19 protein-coding genes, 2 tRNA genes and 3 rRNA genes are annotated in these 22,409 nt (G+C 56.8%); 15 read left to right on the top strand and 9 right to left on the bottom strand.

Features of this window, described 5'->3' with window-relative positions:
* Positions 1 to 72: 72 nt before the first annotated feature.
* The 4 genes from AC515T_RS26305 to AC515T_RS26290 are packed head-to-tail and all read left to right on the top strand — an operon-like array spanning position 73 to position 3,263.
* A complete protein-coding gene (locus tag AC515T_RS26305) occupies positions 73 to 666 on the top strand; it encodes an aminodeoxychorismate/anthranilate synthase component II (RefSeq protein ID WP_060740375.1) in 594 nt (197 codons plus the stop codon).
* A 9-nt stretch (positions 667 to 675) separates the two neighbouring features.
* Positions 676 to 1,725: an anthranilate phosphoribosyltransferase gene (gene trpD / locus AC515T_RS26300; RefSeq protein WP_496530558.1), complete on the top strand. Its 1,050-nt coding sequence runs from the start codon at positions 676 to 678 to the stop codon at positions 1,723 to 1,725.
* On the top strand, positions 1,722 to 2,558 hold the full coding sequence (gene trpC, locus AC515T_RS26295) for an indole-3-glycerol phosphate synthase TrpC (RefSeq protein WP_496530557.1): 837 nt from the start codon (positions 1,722 to 1,724) through the stop codon (positions 2,556 to 2,558). Before trpD ends, trpC begins: the two co-directional genes overlap by 4 nt.
* A gap of 3 nt (positions 2,559 to 2,561) precedes the next feature.
* Complete coding sequence (locus AC515T_RS26290; protein WP_496530556.1) at positions 2,562 to 3,263, top strand: lipoate--protein ligase family protein; 702 nt, start codon at positions 2,562 to 2,564, stop codon at positions 3,261 to 3,263.
* On the opposite strand, the gene crp is transcribed toward AC515T_RS26290, so the two are convergent.
* Positions 3,260 to 3,904 carry a cAMP-activated global transcriptional regulator CRP gene (gene crp / locus AC515T_RS26285; RefSeq protein ID WP_060740379.1) on the bottom strand — a complete coding sequence of 215 codons (645 nt, stop codon included), beginning with the start codon at positions 3,902 to 3,904 and terminating at the stop codon, positions 3,260 to 3,262. The two genes, AC515T_RS26290 and crp, sit on opposite strands and share 4 nt — an antisense overlap.
* A 234-nt stretch (positions 3,905 to 4,138) precedes the next feature.
* Here crp and AC515T_RS26280 point away from each other — a divergent pair, with 234 nt between their 5' ends.
* Positions 4,139 to 4,561, top strand: a complete 423-nt coding sequence (locus tag AC515T_RS26280) for an OsmC family protein (RefSeq protein WP_003206127.1) — start codon at positions 4,139 to 4,141, stop codon at positions 4,559 to 4,561.
* 131 nt (positions 4,562 to 4,692) lie between these two features.
* On the opposite strand, the gene coq7 is transcribed toward AC515T_RS26280, so the two are convergent.
* The 6 genes from coq7 to hemJ all read right to left on the bottom strand — a co-directional run bounded on the left by coq7 (position 4,693) and on the right by hemJ (position 9,139).
* On the bottom strand, positions 4,693 to 5,340 hold the full coding sequence (gene coq7 / locus AC515T_RS26275) for a 2-polyprenyl-3-methyl-6-methoxy-1,4-benzoquinone monooxygenase (RefSeq protein WP_496530555.1): 648 nt from the start codon (positions 5,338 to 5,340) through the stop codon (positions 4,693 to 4,695).
* A 75-nt stretch (positions 5,341 to 5,415) separates the two neighbouring features.
* The gene (locus AC515T_RS26270; RefSeq protein ID WP_072405750.1) at positions 5,416 to 5,754 is read right to left on the bottom strand and encodes a histidine triad nucleotide-binding protein; all 339 of its coding nucleotides are present in this window, start codon (positions 5,752 to 5,754) and stop codon (positions 5,416 to 5,418) included.
* A gap of 81 nt (positions 5,755 to 5,835) precedes the next feature.
* Complete coding sequence (locus AC515T_RS26265; protein WP_496530554.1) at positions 5,836 to 6,624, bottom strand: SDR family NAD(P)-dependent oxidoreductase; 789 nt, start codon at positions 6,622 to 6,624, stop codon at positions 5,836 to 5,838.
* 62 nt (positions 6,625 to 6,686) lie between these two features.
* On the bottom strand, positions 6,687 to 7,652 hold the full coding sequence (locus AC515T_RS26260; RefSeq protein WP_496530553.1) for a DUF805 domain-containing protein: 966 nt from the start codon (positions 7,650 to 7,652) through the stop codon (positions 6,687 to 6,689).
* 51 nt (positions 7,653 to 7,703) lie between these two features.
* Positions 7,704 to 8,672, bottom strand: coding sequence for an NAD(P)H-dependent flavin oxidoreductase (locus tag AC515T_RS26255; RefSeq protein ID WP_496530552.1), 969 nt, complete (start codon positions 8,670 to 8,672; stop codon positions 7,704 to 7,706).
* Positions 8,673 to 8,707: 35 nt separating this feature from the next.
* A complete protein-coding gene (hemJ, locus tag AC515T_RS26250; RefSeq protein ID WP_003206117.1) occupies positions 8,708 to 9,139 on the bottom strand; it encodes a protoporphyrinogen oxidase HemJ in 432 nt (143 codons plus the stop codon).
* Between the two features lie 135 nt (positions 9,140 to 9,274).
* Between hemJ and argC the strand changes: the two genes are divergently transcribed.
* The gene (argC, locus tag AC515T_RS26245) at positions 9,275 to 10,309 is read left to right on the top strand and encodes an N-acetyl-gamma-glutamyl-phosphate reductase (protein ID WP_496530551.1); all 1,035 of its coding nucleotides are present in this window, start codon (positions 9,275 to 9,277) and stop codon (positions 10,307 to 10,309) included.
* A gap of 155 nt (positions 10,310 to 10,464) precedes the next feature.
* Positions 10,465 to 10,815: an iron-sulfur cluster insertion protein ErpA gene (erpA, locus tag AC515T_RS26240; RefSeq protein ID WP_260962102.1), complete on the top strand. Its 351-nt coding sequence runs from the start codon at positions 10,465 to 10,467 to the stop codon at positions 10,813 to 10,815.
* Between the two features lie 67 nt (positions 10,816 to 10,882).
* Here erpA and AC515T_RS26235 read toward each other — a convergent pair whose 3' ends face one another.
* Both AC515T_RS26235 and AC515T_RS26230 read right to left on the bottom strand, forming a co-directional pair.
* Positions 10,883 to 11,974, bottom strand: coding sequence for an anhydro-N-acetylmuramic acid kinase (locus AC515T_RS26235; protein WP_496530550.1), 1,092 nt, complete (start codon positions 11,972 to 11,974; stop codon positions 10,883 to 10,885).
* A 3-nt stretch (positions 11,975 to 11,977) separates the two neighbouring features.
* Positions 11,978 to 13,396 (bottom strand): peptidoglycan DD-metalloendopeptidase family protein, encoded by a 1,419-nt coding sequence (locus tag AC515T_RS26230; protein WP_496530549.1) that lies wholly within the window; start codon positions 13,394 to 13,396, stop codon positions 11,978 to 11,980.
* A 212-nt stretch (positions 13,397 to 13,608) separates the two neighbouring features.
* Here AC515T_RS26230 and tyrS point away from each other — a divergent pair, with 212 nt between their 5' ends.
* The 8 genes from tyrS (at position 13,609) to AC515T_RS26190 (ending at position 22,408) form a co-directional block, all read left to right on the top strand.
* Positions 13,609 to 14,808 carry a tyrosine--tRNA ligase gene (gene tyrS, locus AC515T_RS26225; protein WP_434698992.1) on the top strand — a complete coding sequence of 400 codons (1,200 nt, stop codon included), beginning with the start codon at positions 13,609 to 13,611 and terminating at the stop codon, positions 14,806 to 14,808.
* 549 nt (positions 14,809 to 15,357) lie between these two features.
* A 16S ribosomal RNA gene (locus tag AC515T_RS26220) occupies positions 15,358 to 16,894 on the top strand.
* Between the two features lie 81 nt (positions 16,895 to 16,975).
* Positions 16,976 to 17,052 (top strand) — tRNA-Ile (locus tag AC515T_RS26215).
* 30 nt (positions 17,053 to 17,082) lie between these two features.
* A tRNA-Ala gene (locus AC515T_RS26210) sits at positions 17,083 to 17,158 on the top strand.
* A gap of 245 nt (positions 17,159 to 17,403) precedes the next feature.
* Positions 17,404 to 20,295: ribosomal RNA gene (locus tag AC515T_RS26205) — 23S ribosomal RNA — on the top strand.
* A gap of 168 nt (positions 20,296 to 20,463) precedes the next feature.
* Positions 20,464 to 20,579 (top strand): 5S ribosomal RNA (gene rrf, locus AC515T_RS26200).
* The 16S, 23S and 5S rRNA genes sit together here with 2 tRNA genes alongside, the layout of an rRNA operon.
* A 133-nt stretch (positions 20,580 to 20,712) precedes the next feature.
* Positions 20,713 to 21,669, top strand: a complete 957-nt coding sequence (gene birA / locus AC515T_RS26195) for a bifunctional biotin--[acetyl-CoA-carboxylase] ligase/biotin operon repressor BirA (RefSeq protein ID WP_496530548.1) — start codon at positions 20,713 to 20,715, stop codon at positions 21,667 to 21,669.
* Positions 21,659 to 22,408: a pantothenate kinase gene (locus AC515T_RS26190; RefSeq protein WP_496530547.1), complete on the top strand. Its 750-nt coding sequence runs from the start codon at positions 21,659 to 21,661 to the stop codon at positions 22,406 to 22,408. The genes birA and AC515T_RS26190 overlap by 11 nt, the downstream gene beginning before the upstream one ends.
* Position 22,409: the final 1 nt, after the last annotated feature.

Here is a 22,409-nt window from a genome sequence, read left to right as displayed (position 1 = left end):
AGCGCAGCAGCGTGCGGGTCACTCTCTGAAGGCTGTGTTTAAAGTCAGTGAATTCAATAGGTTGCTTACGCCATGTTGCTGATGATCGATAACTACGACTCTTTTACCTACAACGTTGTGCAATACCTTGGCGAGCTGGGCTCCGAGGTCAAGGTCGTGCGCAATGACGAACTGACCATCGCCGAAATCGAAGCCCTCAAGCCTGAGCGCATCGTGGTTTCCCCCGGCCCGTGCACGCCGACCGAAGCGGGCATTTCCATCGATGCCATCAAGTATTTCGCCGGCAAGCTGCCGATCCTGGGCGTCTGCCTGGGGCATCAGTCGATCGGCCAAGCGTTCGGCGGCGATGTCGTGCGCGCCCGACAAGTCATGCACGGTAAGACTAGCCCGGTATTCCACGAGGACAAGGGCGTGTTCGAGGGACTCAATCGTCCGCTTACCGTAACCCGCTACCACTCGCTGATCGTCAAGCGCGAAACGCTGCCTGACTGCCTGGAGCTGACAGCCTGGACCCAGCTTGAAGACGGCTCGGTGGATGAAATCATGGGGCTGCGCCACAAGACATTGAATATCGAGGGTGTGCAATTTCATCCCGAGTCTATTCTCACCGAGCAGGGCCACGAGCTGTTTGCCAACTTCCTCAAACAAACCGGCGGCACGCGCTAAGGACTTTTCATGGATATCAAGACAGCCCTGAGCCGTATCGTCGGCCATCTCGACCTGAGCACCGACGAGATGCGCGACGTGATGCGCGAAATCATGACCGGCCAATGCACGGATGCGCAGATCGGCGCGTTCATGATGGCCATGCGTATGAAGAGCGAGAGCATCGACGAAATCGTCGGCGCCGTGTCGGTGATGCGCGAACTGGCGGACAAGGTCGAACTCAAGACGCTGGACGGTGTGGTCGATGTGGTCGGCACCGGTGGTGACGGCGCCAATATCTTCAACGTTTCCACTGCCTCGTCGTTTGTGGTCGCGGCGGCCGGTTGCACCGTTGCCAAGCACGGCAACCGCGCCGTCTCAGGCAAGAGCGGCAGTGCCGACCTGCTGGAGGCGGCCGGCATCTATCTGAACCTGACGCCGATTCAAGTCGCGCGCTGTATCGACAATGTCGGCATTGGTTTCATGTTTGCCCAGACCCATCACCGCGCCATGAAACACGCTGCCGCGCCGCGCCGTGACCTGGGGTTGCGTACGCTGTTCAACATGCTCGGCCCGCTTACGAATCCGGCCGGCGTGAAGCATCAAGTGGTTGGGGTGTTCAGCCAGGCGTTGTGCCGGCCGCTGGCCGAAGTGCTGCAACGCCTGGGCAGCAAGCACGTGCTGGTGGTCCATTCGAAGGATGGCCTGGATGAATTCAGCCTGGCGGCGCCCACATTCGTGGCCGAACTAAAAAATGATCAGATCAGCGAGTATTGGGTCGAACCTGAAGACCTGGGCATGAAGAGCCAGAGCTTGCACGGCCTGGCGGTCGATGGCCCGGCCCAGTCGCTGGCGTTGATCCGCGATGCCCTGGGTCGCCGCAAGACCGAGAACGGCCAGAAAGCCGCTGAGATGATCGTGCTCAATGCCGGCGCTGCGTTGTACGCCGCCGACCACGCCAGCAGCCTCAAGCAAGGCGTGGAACTGGCCCATGATGCACTGCACACTGGCCTGGCCAGGGAAAAACTCGAAGAGTTGGGTGCATTTACCGCCGTATTCAAAGTGGAGAACGAAGGATGAGCGTGCCAACGGTTCTGGAAAAAATTCTGGCTCGCAAGGCCCAGGAAGTGGCAGAGCGCAGTGCTCGCGTCAGTCTGGCCGAGCTGGAAAACCTAGCGCGTTCAGCGGATGCGCCGCGCGGTTTTGCCCAGGCGCTGATCGATCAGGCCAAGAAAAAACAGCCGGCGGTGATTGCCGAAATCAAGAAGGCCTCTCCCAGCAAAGGCGTGATCCGTGAACACTTCGTTCCGGCCGACATCGCACGCAGCTACGAGAAAGGCGGTGCGACCTGCCTCTCGGTGCTGACCGACGTCGACTTTTTCCAAGGCGCCGACGACTATTTGAAGCAGGCACGGGCGGCGTGCAAGTTGCCGGTGATCCGCAAGGACTTCATGATCGACCCGTACCAGATCATCGAGGCTCGGGCGCTGGGCGCCGATTGCGTGCTGTTGATCGTTTCCGCCCTGGATGACGTGAAAATGGCCGAGTTGGCGGCCGTGGCCAAGAGTGTCGGGCTGGATGTCCTGGTGGAAGTCCACGATGGCGACGAGTTGGAGCGAGCTCTGAAAACCCTCGATACCAAACTGGTCGGCGTGAACAATCGTAACCTGCACACGTTTGAAGTCAGCCTGGAAACCACCCTGGACCTGTTGCCGCGCATTCCACGCGATCGCCTGGTCATCACCGAAAGCGGCATCCTCAACCGGGCCGATGTCGAACTGATGGAAGTCAGCGATGTGTACTCGTTCCTGGTGGGCGAGGCATTCATGCGAGCCGAGAACCCGGGTGCGGAATTGCAGCGACTGTTCTTTCCTGAGCGAGGCCTGCCGGTGAGCGGCTCGACGCTGGACTGATCCATGTCGCCAGTGATTTCCCTGACCGTCGAAGCTGGCCTGCAAGCCGAACAGGATCTGTTGGCCAGCATCTGTGCGGGCGATGCCGAGTTCGGCCTGCTGTTCTGGCAACCCAATGACCGTGCGCTGGTCATGCCGCGCCGCTTGAGTCGCCTGCCAGGGTTCGAACAGGCCTGTGAAGTATCGGCCGCCCACGGCTGGCCAGTCCTGCTGCGCGAAACCGGCGGTGAGCCGGTACCGCAGTCGGCCACCACCGTCAATATCGCCCTGGTCTACGCCCCGCCGCGCAGCGAAGGCGACCACGGTCGCATCGAAACCGGGTACCGTCGGTTGTGCGACCCCATCTGCCAGTTGTTGGACGAATTGGGCGGGGTGGCTTCGCTGGGAGAAGTGGAAGGGGCCTTTTGCGACGGGCGCTTCAACGTCAACCTCGACGGCCGGAAAATGGTCGGCACCGCTCAGCGCTGGCGCCAGAGCAAGGGCGGTCAACGTCCGGTGGGTCTGGTCCATGGTGCGCTGTTGCTGGAGAATGAGCGCGAGTCTATGGTCGCGGCGGTCAATCGCTTCAATGAGGCCTGTGGCCTGGAGCACCGAGTGCGTGCCGAAAGCCACATTGCCTTGCACGAAAAATTCCCGGCGCCTCACGCGTTGGCGCGACTCGAGGTGCTGTACCGGGAACGGCTGACCCAGCTGCTGGGGGCTTAACGCGTTCCGAACACCACCATGGTCTTGCCTTTGACGCTGACCAGGTTGCGCTCTTCCAGGTCCTTGAGTACGCGACCGACCATTTCACGCGAGCAACCGACAATCCGGCCAATCTCCTGGCGGGTCACCTTGATCTGCATGCCGTCCGGGTGGGTCATGGCATCGGGCTGCTTGCACAGTTCCAGCAGGCAGCGTGCGACACGTCCGGTGACGTCGAAAAACGCGAGATCGCCGACCTTGCGCGTGGTATTGCGCAGGCGTTGTGCGATTTGTCCGCTGAGGACGTAAAGAATGTCCGGGTCTTGCAGGGACAGTTCTCGGAATTTGGCGTAGCTGATTTCCGCAACTTCACATTCAATCTTGGTCCGCACCCAGGCACTGCGTTCCTGCTCCTTGCCCGCCTGTTCGAACAACCCCAGCTCGCCGAAAAAATCGCCGGAATTGAGGTAGGCGATGATCATTTCCCGACCGTCATCATCTTCTATCAGGATAGTGACCGAGCCCTTGATGATAAAAAACAGCGTCTCGGAACGATCTCCCGCACAAATGATGTTGTGTTTGGCTGGATAGCGGCGGCGCTGGCAATGCATCAAGAGTTTGTCGAGATTCTTGATCTTGAACGTGGGAGTAATGGCAACCATGGTTGTATCCCGAAAGACTGCGCGGTGTGGTGGTTTGGTTTTTTATGGAGGCGAATGACTATCGCTAAAAGCTGGCCATACGCCAGCGAGTTGGCGCCAGCTTAACAGAGGCGTCCTTAATAGATTTGAGAATTTACCTACATGCCAGCAGGTAACGTCTCTTCAGACGGAGAGCGGTCATGCCAGAGCGCTGTGCTAAGCTGGCGACCCTTTTTTAACAGTGGAGTCTTGGCGATGAAGGCACGCATCCAATGGGCTGGCGAAGCCATGTTCCTCGGTGAATCAGGCAGTGGTCATGTGGTCGTCATGGACGGCCCGCCAGAGGCCGGTGGTCGGAACCTGGGTGTTCGGCCGATGGAAATGCTCCTGTTGGGCGTAGGCGGTTGCAGCAATTTCGACGTGGTCAGCATTCTTAAAAAGTCCCGCCAGGCCGTCGAAAGCTGCGAAGCGTTCCTGGAAGCGGAGCGTGCCACCGAAGATCCAAAGGTATTTACCAAAATCCACATGCACTTCGTGGTGAAGGGGCGAGCCCTGAAGGAAGCCCAAGTCAAGCGGGCCATTGAGCTGTCCGCCGAGAAATACTGCTCGGCTTCGATCATGCTCGGCGCCGCCGGGGTCGAAATCACCCACGATTATGAAATCATCGAATTGGGTTGAGTCGATCTCAATGGCGAAACCCGCAATTCGCCGCATTGAAATCCTGAGCTAAAGAAAAAGGCGACTTCCGCTGGAAGTCGCCTTTTTCATTGGCGTTGCAATGGGGAGCGTTATCCAGTCCCCCATCGCCGTCAAATCCGATAAGTGCTCTTGGTCATGACCTTGGCCAGCAGGCTCATGCCGAACTTCACCGGGGCCGGAAAACGGAAGCCACCGGCGTCGAGTGCACTTTCGGCATGGTGTTCCTCATCCTCGCGCATCTGCTCGAGGATCGCCCGGGACTTTTCATCCTCGGCCGGCAGTTGCTCCAGGTGTTCGTTCAAGTGCTTGCACACTTGATGCTCGGTTGCCGCAACGAAGCCGAGGCTGACTTTATCGCTGATCAACCCGGCGACCGCGCCGATCCCGAATGACATCCCGTAGAACAGCGGGTTCAGGACGCTGGTATGGCTGCCGAGCTGGCGAATGCGTTGCTCACACCAGACCAGATGGTCGATTTCTTCCTCGGCGGCGTGCTCCATGGCCTCACGCACCTGGGGCAGCTTCGCTGTCAGCGCCTGGCCCTGGTACAGCGCCTGGGCACAGACTTCGCCGGTGTGATTGATACGCATCAATCCAGCGACGTGGCGGGTTTGCTCGTCACTCAGTTGCGCGTCCGGCTGCACGATAGCCGGTGAGGGGCGGTACGGCTGGCCACTGAAGGGCAGCAGGGTGCGCATCGCGGTATCGGCTTGCAGCAACAGACGGTCAATCGGCGAGTAGTGACGTTGGGTAGTCATGCTTACCTCCGGGAAAAATCACAGCGGCCAGTTTACCCCAATCGGCCGTCGAAGATTTGCGTTGGGTCAGGGGTATCAGCCCGGCGGCCAATGCATCTGGCGCTGCCCTAGCACATGCATATGAATGTGATAGACCGTCTGCCCACCCAGTTCATTGCAATTCATCACCACGCGAAAACCTTCTTCACAGCCCAATTCCAGCGCCAGGCGCTGGGCAGTGAACAGAATGTGCCCGGCCAGGCCCTTGTCTTCTTCGGTCAGGTCATTGAGCGTGCGGATCGGTTTTTTCGGGATGACCAGAAAATGCACGGGTGCCTGCGGGGCGATGTCGTGGAAGGCCAGTACCTGGTCATCCTCGTAGATGATCTTTGCCGGGATTTCCCGGTTGATGATCTTGGTAAACAGAGTATCCACAGCTGTTTCTCCGTTGGGTTCGTTAAGGTCGAGTGTTGTGACGGCTCCAGTTGAGGCGCCTGGTTGTTCGACGTGAAGGAATCAACGTGGGCAATAGGCCTTGTTGATCATGCCGGCGATGGTCCGGACCAGCCATCGCGATCCCAATCGCGGCAGTACGGCCAGCCAGCGATTGCGGCGTCCGGGAATGATAATGGCGCGGTTCTTGTCCAGTGCGCGCACGGCGTACAGGGCAACTTCCTCCGGGCTCATCAGCAACTTGCTGTCGATGAGCTTCTGTTCGTCCATCTGTGCCCTGGAGAAAAAGCCGGTCCGGGTCGGGCCAGGGCAAAGCACCGAGACCTTGATCGCGCATTTCTTCAGTTCAACTCGCAGGGCTTCGGAGAAGTGCAGTACATAGGCCTTGCTGGCGTAGTAAGTACTCATCCAGGGGCCGGGTTGGAATGCAGCGATCGAGGCAACGTTGAGGATCTGGCCGCCACCGAGCAGTGCCATGCTATTACCGATGGCATGACAAAGCCGTGTCAGGGCGAGGATGTTGACTTCGATCAGGTCCTGCTCGGTCATCCAGTCCTGGCCCAGGAACGGCCCGCTGGTGCCGATGCCCGCACAATTGACCAGCAGATCGATCTGTCGCTCGCCTTCCTCCAGTTCCAGCAGAAAGCCTGAAAGCCTCAGCGGTTCGCCCAGGTCACAAGCCCGGAACAATACCTCCACGCCAAACCGCTGAGTCAGTTCGATTGCAATACTTTCCAGCCGATCACGCTGTCGAGCCACCAGTATCAGGTTGCGGCCACGCCGGGCCAGCGCTTCGGCCATGGCCAGGCCGATACCGCTGGAAGCGCCAGTGATCAGTGCGTAACGGGTCATGCAGTTCTCCATCGCAACAGCCCGCCGCCAGTCGACTGGGCTGTCACCGGCATGAAGCGCGCTTATTGTTCCTCTTCTTCTTCATAGTCTACAGAAGGCGGAGCGGGCTCGGCTGCCTCGACGGCGGGCTCTTCAGAGGTTTCGTCGCTGGACTCGCTGCTTTCATAGCTGCTCAGGCTGCTGCTGTCGTAGTCCTCCTGAAGGGCCCCGAAGATGCCGGCAAAGGTGGCCATGAAAATCAAGACGATCATCACCAGCCAGAGCGACGCCAGCAATTTGACCGCTGTGGTGTTGCGCGGCGGTGGCGGACCGTACTGGTTTGCGCCGGTATTGCCTGGAGCGATGATGAGGACGAAGGGGAAGATGCTGCCCACGAATGGAACCAGGTTGATCAGCCACAACCACCCCGACCAACCGAGATCATGCAGGCGCTGGACGTTGAACTGGATGCTCACGAAGGCAAAGGCGAGCACGACGACTGCGGCGAGCAGGCCGCCGACGATGAGTCCCGCGATCGAGTCGGACGCCAGCAGCCAGGTCGAGGCCAGCCAGAAGCCCACGCCGACCAAGGGCAGTAAGGCCAGGGTCAACACCATGGTCCAGGCCAGATAGCGCAAGCGCCCGATACGCCCGTCGAAGCTGAAGGGCTTGAGTGTGCTGTACTCGGCAAGCGCTTCACCGACTTCGGCGCGGGGAGGCGCGTAGGGCGAGGCAGGCTCGACGATCGAATCGGGATGGCGTCCACTGGGTTGCCGTGGCGCGTCCTGTACTTCGCCAAGGCTCAGTTGGACGACGGGTTCGGCTTCGATCCTGGCGTCGATTCCGCTCTTGTTGAGCGCTTCCAGGTACTGCTGCGCCTCGCTCTGGGAGAGGTTGCTTTTGAGGGCTACCTTGCGACCGGTGAACAGTCGTTCAATGGCGGCGACGTCGCTCTTGAACAGCTCGGCGAGGTTGAGTTTGGCGGTGGTGGTATCGACGCCCGGCATCAGGCCGCCGTCGAATACGATGTTGAAACGGGTTTCGCTCATGCCCGGCATCCTTGTCTCTGAAAGTTAACTGGTTGTTTTGTTCGGGCTGGTTCAACGGGGCCATTGCCCGCCAAGCTGCGCCGCCCGGGCTTGTGCCTGACGGTATTCTTCATTCAAGCGTGCCACCAACTGATCGACGCTGGGCAAATCATCGATTTCACCCACACCCTGGCCTGCGGACCATACGGTTTTCCAGGCCTTGGCTTCGTCGTTCAGCGGTTTGAGTTTCGAGCCGAAATCCACCTCGCCTTTGTTCTGCAGAGCGGCGAGATCGAAACCGGCGTTCTCCAGGCTCTGGCGCATGAAACTGGCCGGTACCCCGGATACAGCAGGAGTATGCACGATGTCTGCGGCTCTGGATGTGAGCAACATCTCTTTATAAGCGTCAGGTGCGTGGCTTTCGCTCGTGCCGATAAAGCGCGTACCGAAGTAGGCCAGATCCGCGCCGAGCAATTGTGCGGCCAGAATCTGATGGCCGTGATTCAGGCATCCCGCCAGCAGCACGGTCTTATCGAAAAACTGCCGGATCTCGGCAATCAGTGAAAACGGGCTCCAGGTCCCGGCGTGCCCGCCTGCGCCGGCGGCTACGGCGATCAAGCCATCGACACCGGCTTCGGCGGCTTTCTCGGCATGCCGTCGGGTGGTCACGTCATGGAACACCAGGCCGCCGTAACCGTGAACCGCGTCCACCAGCTCCTTCACCGCACCCAGGCTGGTGATGACAATCGGCACTTTGTGTTCGATGCAGATGGCCAGGTCGGCCTGAAGTCGCGGATTGCTGTGATGAACAATCAGGTTTACCGCGTAGGGCGCCGGATTTTCCAGGGTCGCCAGGCCTGCTTCGATTTCTTCCAGCCAGGCCTTGAAGCCGCTGCTTTCGCGCTGGTTCAACGCCGGAAAGCTGCCGACAATGCCGTTGCGGCAGCAGGCCAGCACCAGTTGTGGATTGGAAATCAGGAACATGGGCGCCGCCACGACAGGCAGGCGCAAGCGTTGTTCGAGCGGAGCGGGCAACGACATTGGAAGTACCCCGGATAATGGATGCTGATTGGAGATTAGAACGGTCGGACGACGACCAGAATTACAATAGCCAGCAATATCAGAACCGGCACTTCATTGAACCAGCGATAAAAGACATGGCTGCGGGTGTTTTCGCCACGGGCGAAGCGCTTCACCTGGGCGCCGCACATATGGTGGTAACCGATCAGCAACACGACGAGGGTCAACTTGGCGTGCATCCAGCCTCCCTGGGTGAAGTAGGCACCGGCATTGAGGCTGAGCAACCAGATGCCGAATACCAAGGTGGCAATCATCGCCGGGCCCATGATGCCGCGGTACAGTTTGCGCTCCATGACGCTGAAGCGTTCTTTGCTGACGCTGTCTTCGCTTTGGGCGTGATAGACAAACAGGCGAGGCAGGTAGAACAGGCCGGCGAACCAGCAGACCATGCTGACAATGTGAAGTGCTTTGAGCCACAGATAGAGCATTTTTAGTTATTCCAAGAATTCACGGTAGCCCGATAGTAGAGGTTGGAGCGGCCACACGTCACCTTGACGGTTGTCGCCACGCCCTGCGGCCCCTATCATCGACGGCTTTCCAGTGGGTTCGTTGAGGGCAGGTTTATGGTCAAGGTCGGTATCGTCGGCGGCACGGGTTACACCGGTGTCGAACTGCTGCGTCTTCTGGCACAGCATCCGCAGGCTGAAGTGGTGGTCATCACTTCCCGATCCGAGGCCGGCCTGGCCGTCGCCGACATGTATCCGAACCTGCGGGGCCATTACGACGGTCTGGCGTTCAGCGTCCCGGACGTCAAGACCCTCGGCGCCTGCGATGTGGTGTTCTTCGCCACCCCCCACGGTGTCGCCCACGCCCTGGCCGGTGAACTGCTGGCCGCCGGGACCAAGGTCATCGACCTCTCGGCGGACTTCCGTCTGCAGGACGCCGATGAGTGGGCCAAGTGGTACGGCCAGCCCCATGGTGCGCCGGAGTTGCTCGAAGAGGCGGTCTACGGCTTGCCGGAAGTCAATCGCGAGAAGATCAAGCAGGCTCGACTGATCGCCGTACCGGGTTGCTATCCGACCGCTACACAGTTGGGGTTCTTGCCGTTGCTTGAGGCCGGTCTTGCCGATGCTTCGCGCTTGATCGCCGACTGTAAATCCGGTGTCAGCGGTGCCGGGCGTGGCGCCAGTGTAGGCTCGCTGTATTCCGAGACATCGGAAAGCATGAAGGCGTACGCGGTCAAGGGGCATCGCCACCTGCCGGAAATTCGCCAGGGGTTGCGCCGGGCAGCGGGCAAGGACGTCGGCCTGACATTCGTGCCGCACCTGACGCCGATGATTCGTGGCATCCATTCCACCCTGTATGCGACCGTCGTCGATCGTTCGGTGGACCTGCAGGCATTGTTTGAAAAGCGTTACGCCGATGAACCGTTCGTCGACGTAATGCCGGCTGGCAGCCATCCGGAAACCCGTAGCGTGCGCGGTGCGAACGTTTGCCGGATCGCGGTACATCGTCCGCAGGACGGTGACCTGGTGGTGGTGTTGTCGGTCATCGATAACCTGGTCAAGGGCGCGTCGGGCCAGGCGGTGCAGAACTTGAACATCTTGTTCGGGCTGGATGAGCGCCTGGGGCTGTCCCATGCGGGGATGTTGCCTTAAGAACACTTACAAGCTGCAAGCTTTAAGCTACAAGCTTGCAGCTTTGGACGTGTAGCTTGCCGCTGCTTCGCAAATAGTTGACCAATTTTCTAGGAGAAGCGGATAATGCCCGCCATCACGCATTATGGCGGCGTAAGCGCCGGGAGATATTCAGCATGAGCGTCGAAACCTTCACCCCCACGGCTTTGCAATTCACCCACGGTGCCGCGCACAAGGTGAAGAGCCTGGTCGATGAAGAGGGCAATGATCGTTTGAAGCTGCGCGTATTTGTTACGGGTGGCGGTTGTTCCGGTTTCCAGTACGGCTTCACTTTCGATGAGGACGTGGCCGAAGATGACACCATCGTCGAGCGCGAAGGGGTCAGCCTGGTGGTCGATCCGATGAGCTTCCAGTACCTGGCAGGTGCCGAGGTGGATTATCAGGAAGGTCTGGAGGGGTCGCGTTTCGTGATCAAGAACCCTAACGCCACTACTACCTGTGGGTGCGGTTCTTCGTTCTCGATCTGAGTGCTTCAATAAAAACGCCGCAGTGTGCCTTACGGCCCTGCGGCGTTTTTTTGTCCGTAATTTGATCTCAGGCCGGGTAGATGGCGCCGAGTACGCGCAAGCCACGGGCGCCAGTGACACTCGGACGATTGCCTGGAATGCCTTCAAGGCAGCAATGGGCGAGCCAGGCGAAAGCCATGGCTTCGACCCAGTCCGGGTCCACGCCATACATCGCCGTACTGCTGACTTTGGTATCCGGCAGCAACTCAGCCAGGCGTTTCATGAGCGTCAGGTTGTGCGCGCCGCCGCCGCAGACCAGCAACTCCTGGGTATTCGACTGGGCATGCTGCAGTGATTCGACGATGGTCAGGGCGGTCAGTTCGAGCAACGTCGCCTGTACGTCCTCGGGGGCGAAGGCTGGCAACTGTGACAAATGCTGGCTCAGCCAAGGCAGGTTGAATACTTCGCGGCCGGTACTTTTCGGACCCTTGGTGACGAAGAAGGGATCGCTGAGCAGTGCCTTGAGCAGGGCAGGCTCGACTGTCCCGCTGGCAGCCCATTGGCCGTCACGGTCGAAATCGTCGCCTCGTTGTTGATGTATCCAGGCATCGAGCAATACGTTGCCTGGGCCACAGTCGAAGCCGGCTACAGGTTTTGCGGGCTCTATCAGGCTGAGATTGCTGAAACCGCCGACATTCAACACGGCACGATTACCCGCTCGTTCTTCGAACAGTGCCTCGTGAAAGGCCGGTACCAGCGGGGCGCCTTGTCCGCCAGCGGCGACATCGCGGCTGCGGAAATCGCTGACGACGGCAATGCCGGTCAATTCGCTCAGTAGGGCCGGATTACCGATCTGCACGGTAAACCCACGGGCGGGTTCATGGCGAATGGTCTGGCCATGGCTGCCAATCGCCGTGATGTCTTCAGGCTTGAGTTTCTGTTCATCGAGTAGGGTGTGGATGCCCTGTGCGGCCAGCTTTACCCAGCTTTGCTGGGCAATGGCGGAGCGGGCAATCTCATCGGGCCCGCTGCTGCACAATCCGAGCAATTCAGCGCGCAGAGCGGCGGGCATGGGAATGTAGTGCGTGGCGATCAATTTGATCGCCGGGGCCAGTTCGATCAGTGCGATGTCCAAGCCATCCAGGCTGGTCCCGGACATCACGCCGATATAGAGCGCCATGGCTTAGCGCTTGCTCGAGGCCAGCATGGTAGCTTTCTCTTGATCCATGCGAGCCATCAAGGGTTGGCTTTGAGCCAGGAAGCGCGCGCGTTCGCCCTTGGCGATCGGATCGGCCATCGGCAACTTCTGGCCAAGGGGATCGACGTGGACGCCGTTGACCTGGAACTCATAGTGCAAGTGCGGGCCGGTGGACAGGCCGGTGGTTCCGATGTAACCGATCACCTGGCCTTGCTTGACGGTGCCGCCAGTCTTCACGCCTTTGGCGAAGCCCTGCATGTGGCCGTACAGCGTGCGGTAGGTATTGCCGTGCTGGATGATCACGGTATTGCCATAACCGCCGCGACGTCCTGCGAGCAGCACCTTGCCGTCGCCGGCCGCCTTGATTGGCGTACCACGGGGGGCGGCGTAGTCGACACCTTTATGGGCGCGGATCTTGTTCAGGATCGGATGCTTGCGGCCGGCGGAGAACTTCGAACTGATGCGGGCGAAATCAACCGGTGTACGAATGAATGCCTTGCGCATGCTGTTGCCGTCGGCGGTGTAGTAGCTGCTGTTGCCTTGCTTGTTGGTGTAGCGCACTGCGGTGTACGTCTTGCCGCGGTTGGTGAAGCGCGCGGAAAGGATCGGGCCGTTGCCGACGCTCTTCCCGTTGACCACTTTCTGTTCATAGATGACGTCGAATTCGTCACCCTGGCGAATGTCCTGGGCGAAGTCGATGTCGTAGCCGAAGACACCGGCCATGTCCATGGTCAGGCTATGGGAAAGACCTGCGCGTGCAGCTGACTGGGACAATGAACTGTTGATGACGCCATGGACGTAGGCCGAGCGAACGGTAGGCTTGGCGGTGACGCGGTTGAATACATAACCCTTGTCATTTTTGGTCAGGGTGATGCTTTCCAGGTCGCTCAGCTTGGTGTGCAGAGTGGTCAGTTGTCCGCCTGGATCGAGTTCGAATTCGAGTTTCTGGCCCCGTTGCAGCTGAGTGAATTGCTTGGCTTGCTTGTCGCTGGCCAGGATTTCATGGACCGACGTCGAGGGCAGGCCAACCTTTTCGAAAAGGGTGGAAAGCGTGTCGCCCTTGGCAACAATCACTTCGCGATGGTCCGGTCCTTTCTTTTCTTGCACAACAGGCGCTTCTACCTGAGCGGCGGCCTGGGCAGTGTCTTCCGGGCTGTTTTCAATCTGCGCAAAAGGAGAGGCGGCCGGTTCGTTTGTGGCTTGAACGGCTTCGGCGGCGTCTTGTTCTTGTGTCAGTTGTTCAGCAGGGCTTTCCAGTTCAAGACTCAGAGTCGTCTTTTTGGCTTCAACATCGCTGGAGGGAAACACCAGCAGCGCCAGGCTTAGGAGGGCTGCGATGCCACTGGCGGCAAGCAGGTGGGTCTTTGGGTAAAGCGGCGGCGCTTTAGACGGTTCTGTGGTCATAAGTAATTTTGACTTTTGAAAAGATGAATTGGAAAAGATGAATGACATGATGAAGATGAAATAACTGTATAAAATATAACCAAAACCCCTGCGAAGCAAGCCCGCGAACGCTCTGTTCTGTGGATTGGCGTCCGTGCGCCGGGCAAACCTTGTATTTGGTGCGCGATCTTGTATGGTTGGGGCCCTTTGAATCTGAGCCTTACGGGTCTGTTATGAAGTCGGTTGAAGAGCAGCTAGCGCTGATCAAACGTGGTGCGGAAGAACTGTTGGTCGAGTCCGAGCTGATCGAAAAGCTCAAGCGCGGGCAGCCGCTGCGTATCAAGGCTGGCTTCGATCCGACGGCGCCCGATCTGCACCTGGGTCACACCGTGCTTATTAATAAGCTGCGCCAGTTCCAGGATCTGGGGCACCAGGTCATCTTCCTCATAGGGGACTTCACCGGCATGATCGGTGATCCGAGCGGGAAGAGCGCTACGCGCCCACCACTGACCCGCGAGCAGGTTCTCGATAACGCCGAGACCTACAAGACTCAGGTTTTCAAGATTCTTGATCCGGCCAAGACCGAAGTGGCGTTCAACTCCACTTGGATGGATCAGATGGGGCCGGCGGATTTCATTCGCCTGACGTCCCAGTACACTGTGGCTCGCATGCTCGAGCGCGATGATTTCGACAAGCGCTATACAACCAATCAGCCAATCGCCATTCATGAGTTCCTCTATCCGCTTGTACAGGGTTATGACTCGGTCGCGTTGCGCGCGGACGTTGAGCTTGGCGGTACCGACCAGAAGTTCAACCTGTTGATGGGGCGTGAGCTGCAGCGTGGTTATGGTCAGGAGGCGCAGTGCATCCTGACGATGCCATTGCTGGAAGGTCTGGATGGTGTCAAGAAGATGTCCAAGTCCCTGGGCAACTACGTGGGCATCCAGGAAGCGCCGGGCGTCATGTATGGCAAGCTGGTCTCCATTCCAGACGTGCTGATGTGGCGTTACTTTGAGTTGTTGAGCTTCCGGTCCATGGATGAGATCAATGCGTTCCGTGCTGATGTAGAGGCCGGGGCCAATCCGAGAGACATCAAGATCAAGCTGGCTGAAGAGATCGTTGCGCGTTTCCATGGTGAGGAGGCTGCGGCCAACGCTCATCGTGCGGCGGGTAATCGTATGAAGGATGGCGAGCTGCCGGATGATCTGCCTGAGATCGAGTTGACTGCTGCCGAGGATATGCCAATTGCAGCGGTCCTTAATAAGGCGGGCTTGGTCAAGAATGCGGCGGTGGCGCGAGATCTGTTGGGTTCGGGTGGTGTGCGTATAGATGGTGAGGTTGTGGATCGCACCTATATATACAAGCTGGGCTCTACTCATGTGTGCCAGGCTGGGAAGAAGGCTTTCGCACGTATTACGCTGAAATCTGAATAAAGCGAAATTAAGGGTTGACGGCAAATTCTGGACGTCTATAATTCGCCCCACTTCCGGCGCAGTCGAAACGGAAAACTCCTTGAGATTCAACGAGTTAAGTGGGTTTCGACGGTGCAGGACTTCAGTTCATCGAAGTCCGGAAGAAGCAGATAGCGCAGTGTTGTTTGGCTCTATCGGCGGTTCGATCTTCTCGGTCGAAAGCGGTGAAAAAGAGGTGTTGACAGCAGCGACTAACGCTGTAGAATTCGCCTCCCGCTAACGAGAGATCGGAAGCGCAAGTGGTTGAAGTTGATAAGGAAACTTTGAAAACTTCTGAAAATAACCGCTTGACAGATGCACGGGGCGCTGTAGAATGCGCGCCTCGGTTGAGACGAAAGACTCAGCCAACCGCTCTTTAACAACTGAATCAAGCAATTCGTGTGGGTGCTTGTGGAGTCAGACTGCTAGTCAACAGATTATCAGCATCACAAGTTACTCCGCGAGAAATCAAAGATGTAACCAACGATTGCTGAGCCAAGTTTAGGGTTTTCTCAAAACCCAAAGATGTTTGAACTGAAGAGTTTGATCATGGCTCAGATTGAACGCTGGCGGCAGGCCTAACACATGCAAGTCGAGCGGTAGAGAGGTGCTTGCACCTCTTGAGAGCGGCGGACGGGTGAGTAATGCCTAGGAATCTGCCTGGTAGTGGGGGATAACGCTCGGAAACGGACGCTAATACCGCATACGTCCTACGGGAGAAAGCAGGGGACCTTCGGGCCTTGCGCTATCAGATGAGCCTAGGTCGGATTAGCTAGTTGGTGGGGTAATGGCTCACCAAGGCGACGATCCGTAACTGGTCTGAGAGGATGATCAGTCACACTGGAACTGAGACACGGTCCAGACTCCTACGGGAGGCAGCAGTGGGGAATATTGGACAATGGGCGAAAGCCTGATCCAGCCATGCCGCGTGTGTGAAGAAGGTCTTCGGATTGTAAAGCACTTTAAGTTGGGAGGAAGGGCATTAACCTAATACGTTAGTGTTTTGACGTTACCGACAGAATAAGCACCGGCTAACTCTGTGCCAGCAGCCGCGGTAATACAGAGGGTGCAAGCGTTAATCGGAATTACTGGGCGTAAAGCGCGCGTAGGTGGTTCGTTAAGTTGGATGTGAAAGCCCCGGGCTCAACCTGGGAACTGCATTCAAAACTGTCGAGCTAGAGTATGGTAGAGGGTGGTGGAATTTCCTGTGTAGCGGTGAAATGCGTAGATATAGGAAGGAACACCAGTGGCGAAGGCGACCACCTGGACTGATACTGACACTGAGGTGCGAAAGCGTGGGGAGCAAACAGGATTAGATACCCTGGTAGTCCACGCCGTAAACGATGTCAACTAGCCGTTGGGAGCCTTGAGCTCTTAGTGGCGCAGCTAACGCATTAAGTTGACCGCCTGGGGAGTACGGCCGCAAGGTTAAAACTCAAATGAATTGACGGGGGCCCGCACAAGCGGTGGAGCATGTGGTTTAATTCGAAGCAACGCGAAGAACCTTACCAGGCCTTGACATCCAATGAACTTTCCAGAGATGGATTGGTGCCTTCGGGAACATTGAGACAGGTGCTGCATGGCTGTCGTCAGCTCGTGTCGTGAGATGTTGGGTTAAGTCCCGTAACGAGCGCAACCCTTGTCCTTAGTTACCAGCACGTTATGGTGGGCACTCTAAGGAGACTGCCGGTGACAAACCGGAGGAAGGTGGGGATGACGTCAAGTCATCATGGCCCTTACGGCCTGGGCTACACACGTGCTACAATGGTCGGTACAGAGGGTTGCCAAGCCGCGAGGTGGAGCTAATCCCACAAAACCGATCGTAGTCCGGATCGCAGTCTGCAACTCGACTGCGTGAAGTCGGAATCGCTAGTAATCGCGAATCAGAATGTCGCGGTGAATACGTTCCCGGGCCTTGTACACACCGCCCGTCACACCATGGGAGTGGGTTGCACCAGAAGTAGCTAGTCTAACCTTCGGGGGGACGGTTACCACGGTGTGATTCATGACTGGGGTGAAGTCGTAACAAGGTAGCCGTAGGGGAACCTGCGGCTGGATCACCTCCTTAATCGACGACCGCAGCTGCTTCATGAGCTCCCACACGAATTGCTTGATTCATTGAAGAAGACGAAAGAAGCAGCCCGAAATTGGGTCTGTAGCTCAGTTGGTTAGAGCGCACCCCTGATAAGGGTGAGGTCGGCAGTTCGAATCTGCCCAGACCCACCAATTTTGTGTGGGAAACGCCTGTAGAAATACGGGGCCATAGCTCAGCTGGGAGAGCGCCTGCCTTGCACGCAGGAGGTCAGCGGTTCGATCCCGCTTGGCTCCACCACTACTGCTTCGATTGTATAAAGCTTAGAAATGAGCATTCCATCGGTTCGATGGTGAATGTTGATTTCTAGTCTTTGACTAGTTCGTTCTTTAAAAATTTGGGTATGTGATAGAAAGATAGACTGAGCGTTACTTTCACTGGTAACGGATCAGGCTAAGGTAAAATTTGTGAGTTGCTCTTAGAGCAAGATCGAATTTTCGGCGAATGTCGTCTTCACAGTATAACCAGATTGCTTGGGGTTATATGGTCAAGTGAAGAAGCGCATACGGTGGATGCCTTGGCAGTCAGAGGCGATGAAAGACGTGGTAGCCTGCGAAAAGCTTCGGGGAGTCGGCAAACAGACTTTGATCCGGAGATGTCTGAATGGGGGAACCCAGCCATCATAAGATGGTTATCTTGTACTGAATACATAGGTGCAAGAAGCGAACCAGGGGAACTGAAACATCTAAGTACCCTGAGGAAAAGAAATCAACCGAGATTCCCTTAGTAGTGGCGAGCGAACGGGGACTAGCCCTTAAGCTTCTTTGATTTTAGCGGAACGCTCTGGAAAGTGCGGCCATAGTGGGTGATAGCCCTGTACGCGAAAGGATCTTAGAAGTGAAATCGAGTAGGACGGAGCACGAGAAACTTTGTCTGAATATGGGGGGACCATCCTCCAAGGCTAAATACTACTGACTGACCGATAGTGAACTAGTACCGTGAGGGAAAGGCGAAAAGAACCCCGGAGAGGGGAGTGAAATAGATCCTGAAACCGTATGCGTACAAGCAGTGGGAGCCCACTTTGTTGGGTGACTGCGTACCTTTTGTATAATGGGTCAGCGACTTATTTTCAGTGGCGAGCTTAACCGAATAGGGGAGGCGTAGCGAAAGCGAGTCTTAATAGGGCGTCTAGTCGCTGGGAATAGACCCGAAACCGGGCGATCTATCCATGGGCAGGTTGAAGGTTAGGTAACACTGACTGGAGGACCGAACCGACTACCGTTGAAAAGTTAGCGGATGACCTGTGGATCGGAGTGAAAGGCTAATCAAGCTCGGAGATAGCTGGTTCTCCTCGAAAGCTATTTAGGTAGCGCCTCATGTATCACTGTAGGGGGTAGAGCACTGTTTCGGCTAGGGGGTCATCCCGACTTACCAAACCGATGCAAACTCCGAATACCTACAAGTGCCGAGCATGGGAGACACACGGCGGGTGCTAACGTCCGTCGTGAAAAGGGAAACAACCCAGACCGTCAGCTAAGGTCCCAAAGTTATGGTTAAGTGGGAAACGATGTGGGAAGGCTTAGACAGCTAGGAGGTTGGCTTAGAAGCAGCCACCCTTTAAAGAAAGCGTAATAGCTCACTAGTCGAGTCGGCCTGCGCGGAAGATGTAACGGGGCTCAAACCATACACCGAAGCTACGGGTATCACGCAAGTGATGCGGTAGAGGAGCGTTCTGTAAGCCTGTGAAGGTGAGTTGAGAAGCTTGCTGGAGGTATCAGAAGTGCGAATGCTGACATGAGTAACGACAATGGGTGTGAAAAACACCCACGCCGAAAGACCAAGGTTTCCTGCGCAACGTTAATCGACGCAGGGTTAGTCGGTCCCTAAGGCGAGGCTGAAAAGCGTAGTCGATGGAAAACAGGTTAATATTCCTGTACTTCTGGTTATTGCGATGGAGGGACGGAGAAGGCTAGGCCAGCTTGGCGTTGGTTGTCCAAGTTTAAGGTGGTAGGCTGGAATCTTAGGTAAATCCGGGATTCTAAGGCCGAGAGCTGATGACGAGTTACCCTTTGGGTGACGAAGTGGTTGATGCCATGCTTCCAAGAAAAGCTTCTAAGCTTCAGGTAACCAGGAACCGTACCCCAAACCGACACAGGTGGTTGGGTAGAGAATACCAAGGCGCTTGAGAGAACTCGGGTGAAGGAACTAGGCAAAATGGCACCGTAACTTCGGGAGAAGGTGCGCCGGTGAGGGTGAAGCACTTGCTGCGTAAGCCCACGCCGGTCGAAGATACCAGGCCGCTGCGACTGTTTATTAAAAACACAGCACTCTGCAAACACGAAAGTGGACGTATAGGGTGTGACGCCTGCCCGGTGCCGGAAGGTTAATTGATGGGGTTAGCTAACGCGAAGCTCTTGATCGAAGCCCCGGTAAACGGCGGCCGTAACTATAACGGTCCTAAGGTAGCGAAATTCCTTGTCGGGTAAGTTCCGACCTGCACGAATGGCGTAACGATGGCGGCGCTGTCTCCACCCGAGACTCAGTGAAATTGAAATCGCTGTGAAGATGCAGTGTATCCGCGGCTAGACGGAAAGACCCCGTGAACCTTTACTATAGCTTTGCACTGGACTTTGAATTTGCTTGTGTAGGATAGGTGGGAGGCTTTGAAGCGTGGACGCCAGTTCGCGTGGAGCCATCCTTGAAATACCACCCTGGCAACTTTGAGGTTCTAACTCAGGTCCGTTATCCGGATCGAGGACAGTGTATGGTGGGTAGTTTGACTGGGGCGGTCTCCTCCTAAAGAGTAACGGAGGAGTACGAAGGTGCGCTCAGACCGGTCGGAAATCGGTCGTAGAGTATAAAGGCAAAAGCGCGCTTGACTGCGAGACAGACACGTCGAGCAGGTACGAAAGTAGGTCTTAGTGATCCGGTGGTTCTGTATGGAAGGGCCATCGCTCAACGGATAAAAGGTACTCCGGGGATAACAGGCTGATACCGCCCAAGAGTTCATATCGACGGCGGTGTTTGGCACCTCGATGTCGGCTCATCACATCCTGGGGCTGAAGCCGGTCCCAAGGGTATGGCTGTTCGCCATTTAAAGTGGTACGCGAGCTGGGTTTAGAACGTCGTGAGACAGTTCGGTCCCTATCTGCCGTGGACGTTTGAGATTTGAGAGGGGCTGCTCCTAGTACGAGAGGACCGGAGTGGACGAACCTCTGGTGTTCCGGTTGTCACGCCAGTGGCATTGCCGGGTAGCTATGTTCGGAAAAGATAACCGCTGAAAGCATCTAAGCGGGAAACTTGCCTCAAGATGAGATCTCACTGGGACCTTGAGTCCCCTGAAGGGCCGTCGAAGACTACGACGTTGATAGGCAGGGTGTGTAAGCGCTGTGAGGCGTTGAGCTAACCTGTACTAATTGCCCGTGAGGCTTGACCATATAACACCCAAGCAATTTGCAACTCCAAGCCTAAAGGCGAAGGAGACCAGATTGCGGTGTGTGAAGACGAAACGAACCGAAAGTTCGAGATACTCACAAACAGCACCAAACTATCGCATACCCATTCGCTGGAACGTGACCGCAAGGCACGCGCTGGCTACCGAATTTCTTGACGACCATAGAGCATTGGAACCACCTGATCCCATCCCGAACTCAGCAGTGAAACGATGCATCGCCGATGGTAGTATGGGGTTTCCCCATGTGAGAGTAGGTCATCGTCAAGATTAAATTCCGAAACCCCTATCTGCTGATGCAGGTAGGGGTTTTGTTTTGCCCGCAGTAAAGTCATTTTGTGTTTCTATGCAACAGTCTTGCGCATGGCTATCATGCGGGCCTCATTATCAGGGCGCAGTCCGCATGCTCACGTTGCTAAAACTTCTGAAGGATGGTCGCTTTCATTCGGGGCAGGCGCTGGGTGCTGCCCTGGGTATCAGTCGCAGTGCTGTATGGAAGCAGTTGCAGCACTTGGAGGCGGACTTAGGATTGTCTGTTCATAAAGTTCGAGGTAGGGGTTATCAGTTGGCTAAGCCCCTGTTGCTTTTGGATGCGACAGAGATCTGCGCAAAAGGCCTTCATGGGTGGCCTGTCCATATATTTGACTCTATCGATTCTACTAACGCCGAGGCGCTGCGTTTCGTCGAGCGCGGAGAGGCGGCGCCGTTCATGGTTTTGGCTGAGCGACAGATAGCGGGTCGTGGTCGTCGAGGCCGTAAATGGGTCAGCCCATTTGCCGAAAACCTCTACCACAGTCTGGTGCTACGCATTGATGGAGGCATGCGACAGATTGAGGGGCTGAGCCTGGTCGTCGGGCTTGCCGTCATGCACGTACTTCGTGATATGGGGATCGTGGGGGCGGGGCTGAAATGGCCTAATGATGTCCTGGTGGGTGAAAAAAAAATCGCCGGCATTTTGCTTGAGTTGGTGGGAGATCCCGCGGACGTTTGCCATGTGGTCTTGGGCGTAGGGATCAATGTGAACATGCAATCGACTGAAGAGGTCGACCAGCAGTGGACATCCATGTGTCTTGAAACGGGCAGGGATTTTGATCGAAATGAGCTGGTGGCACGATTGGGTGCGAAGTTGCAGCAATATCTGGAGCTTCATCACGTATCGGGGTTTGCTGCGATTCAATCGGAATGGGAGCAGTACCATCTTTGGCAAGGGCGGGCTGTGTCGCTGATTGCCGGTGTTAATAAAATTGACGGCATTGTGCTGGGCATTGATCACCAGGGTGCCCTGCGTTTGAAGGTAGATGGCGTGGAAAAAAACTTTAGCGGTGGTGAGCTCAGTTTGAGGTTGCGTGATGATTCTTGAGCTCGACTGCGGCAATAGCTTTATCAAATGGCGTGTTCTGTGCCCTGACGGGATAACGCCGGTCGAAGGTGGTGTGGTCGGCTCTGACGGCGATTTGCTTGCGAGCCTGAGTGATGCGAAGAAGTTCCAGCTCAAGAAGTGTCGTCTTGTCAGTGTGAGAACCCAGGCGGAGACGGATTCACTGGTCACTTCGCTGGTGGATGTGTTCGGGGTATCGGTCGTTCGTGCTGTACCTGCCAGGGAAATGGCGGGTGTGAGAAACGGCTACGAGGATTACGAGCGGCTAGGCCTCGATCGATGGCTGGCTCTGCTTGGCGGTTTTCATCTCGCTTCGGGGGCGTGCCTGGTACTGGATTTTGGTACTGCCGTTACAGCCGATTTCGTGGCTGCGGATGGTGGGCATCTGGGGGGGTTCATTTGTCCTGGCATGCCTCTGATGCGCAATCAATTGCGTACCCATACGCGGAAAATTCGCTATGACGATGTAGCGGCCGAGCGAGCCCATGAGAGCCTCGCCCCAGGTCGTGCGACTGTCGAGGCGGTCGAGCGTGGTTGCATGCTGATGCTCAGGGGGTTTGTCCTGACCCAGCTTGAATTGGCGCAGCAATATTGGGGAAAGGATTTCGTGGTGTTTCTTACTGGGGGGGATGCCAATCTGGTTTCCGGGGTCGTTCCAGATGCCAGGGTGGTGCCTGACCTGGTTTTCGTCGGTTTGGCGATGGCCTGTCCTTTGTCTTGAG

The organism is Pseudomonas sp. FSO-7 (assembly GCF_059579345.1).
This window is presented reverse-complemented; position numbering and strand designations above follow the sequence as displayed.

What these genes read in the sequence shown, in the direction of transcription:
- AC515T_RS26305 (WP_060740375.1), top strand. Translation starts at nt 73, where the DNA reads ATGTTGCTGATGATCGATAACTACGACTCTTTTACCTACAACGTTGTG.
- trpD (WP_496530558.1), top strand. Translation starts at nt 676, where the DNA reads ATGGATATCAAGACAGCCCTGAGCCGTATCGTCGGCCATCTCGACCTG.
- trpC (WP_496530557.1), top strand. Translation starts at nt 1,722, where the DNA reads ATGAGCGTGCCAACGGTTCTGGAAAAAATTCTGGCTCGCAAGGCCCAG.
- AC515T_RS26290 (WP_496530556.1), top strand. Translation starts at nt 2,562, where the DNA reads ATGTCGCCAGTGATTTCCCTGACCGTCGAAGCTGGCCTGCAAGCCGAA.
- crp (WP_060740379.1), bottom strand. Translation starts at nt 3,904, where the DNA reads ATGGTTGCCATTACTCCCACGTTCAAGATCAAGAATCTCGACAAACTC.
- AC515T_RS26280 (WP_003206127.1), top strand. Translation starts at nt 4,139, where the DNA reads ATGAAGGCACGCATCCAATGGGCTGGCGAAGCCATGTTCCTCGGTGAA.
- coq7 (WP_496530555.1), bottom strand. Translation starts at nt 5,340, where the DNA reads ATGACTACCCAACGTCACTACTCGCCGATTGACCGTCTGTTGCTGCAA.
- AC515T_RS26265 (WP_496530554.1), bottom strand. Translation starts at nt 6,624, where the DNA reads ATGACCCGTTACGCACTGATCACTGGCGCTTCCAGCGGTATCGGCCTG.
- AC515T_RS26260 (WP_496530553.1), bottom strand. Translation starts at nt 7,652, where the DNA reads ATGAGCGAAACCCGTTTCAACATCGTATTCGACGGCGGCCTGATGCCG.
- AC515T_RS26255 (WP_496530552.1), bottom strand. Translation starts at nt 8,672, where the DNA reads ATGTCGTTGCCCGCTCCGCTCGAACAACGCTTGCGCCTGCCTGTCGTG.
- hemJ (WP_003206117.1), bottom strand. Translation starts at nt 9,139, where the DNA reads ATGCTCTATCTGTGGCTCAAAGCACTTCACATTGTCAGCATGGTCTGC.
- argC (WP_496530551.1), top strand. Translation starts at nt 9,275, where the DNA reads ATGGTCAAGGTCGGTATCGTCGGCGGCACGGGTTACACCGGTGTCGAA.
- erpA (WP_260962102.1), top strand. Translation starts at nt 10,465, where the DNA reads ATGAGCGTCGAAACCTTCACCCCCACGGCTTTGCAATTCACCCACGGT.
- AC515T_RS26235 (WP_496530550.1), bottom strand. Translation starts at nt 11,974, where the DNA reads ATGGCGCTCTATATCGGCGTGATGTCCGGGACCAGCCTGGATGGCTTG.
- AC515T_RS26230 (WP_496530549.1), bottom strand. Translation starts at nt 13,396, where the DNA reads ATGACCACAGAACCGTCTAAAGCGCCGCCGCTTTACCCAAAGACCCAC.
- tyrS (WP_434698992.1), top strand. Translation starts at nt 13,609, where the DNA reads ATGAAGTCGGTTGAAGAGCAGCTAGCGCTGATCAAACGTGGTGCGGAA.
- birA (WP_496530548.1), top strand. Translation starts at nt 20,713, where the DNA reads ATGCTCACGTTGCTAAAACTTCTGAAGGATGGTCGCTTTCATTCGGGG.
- AC515T_RS26190 (WP_496530547.1), top strand. Translation starts at nt 21,659, where the DNA reads ATGATTCTTGAGCTCGACTGCGGCAATAGCTTTATCAAATGGCGTGTT.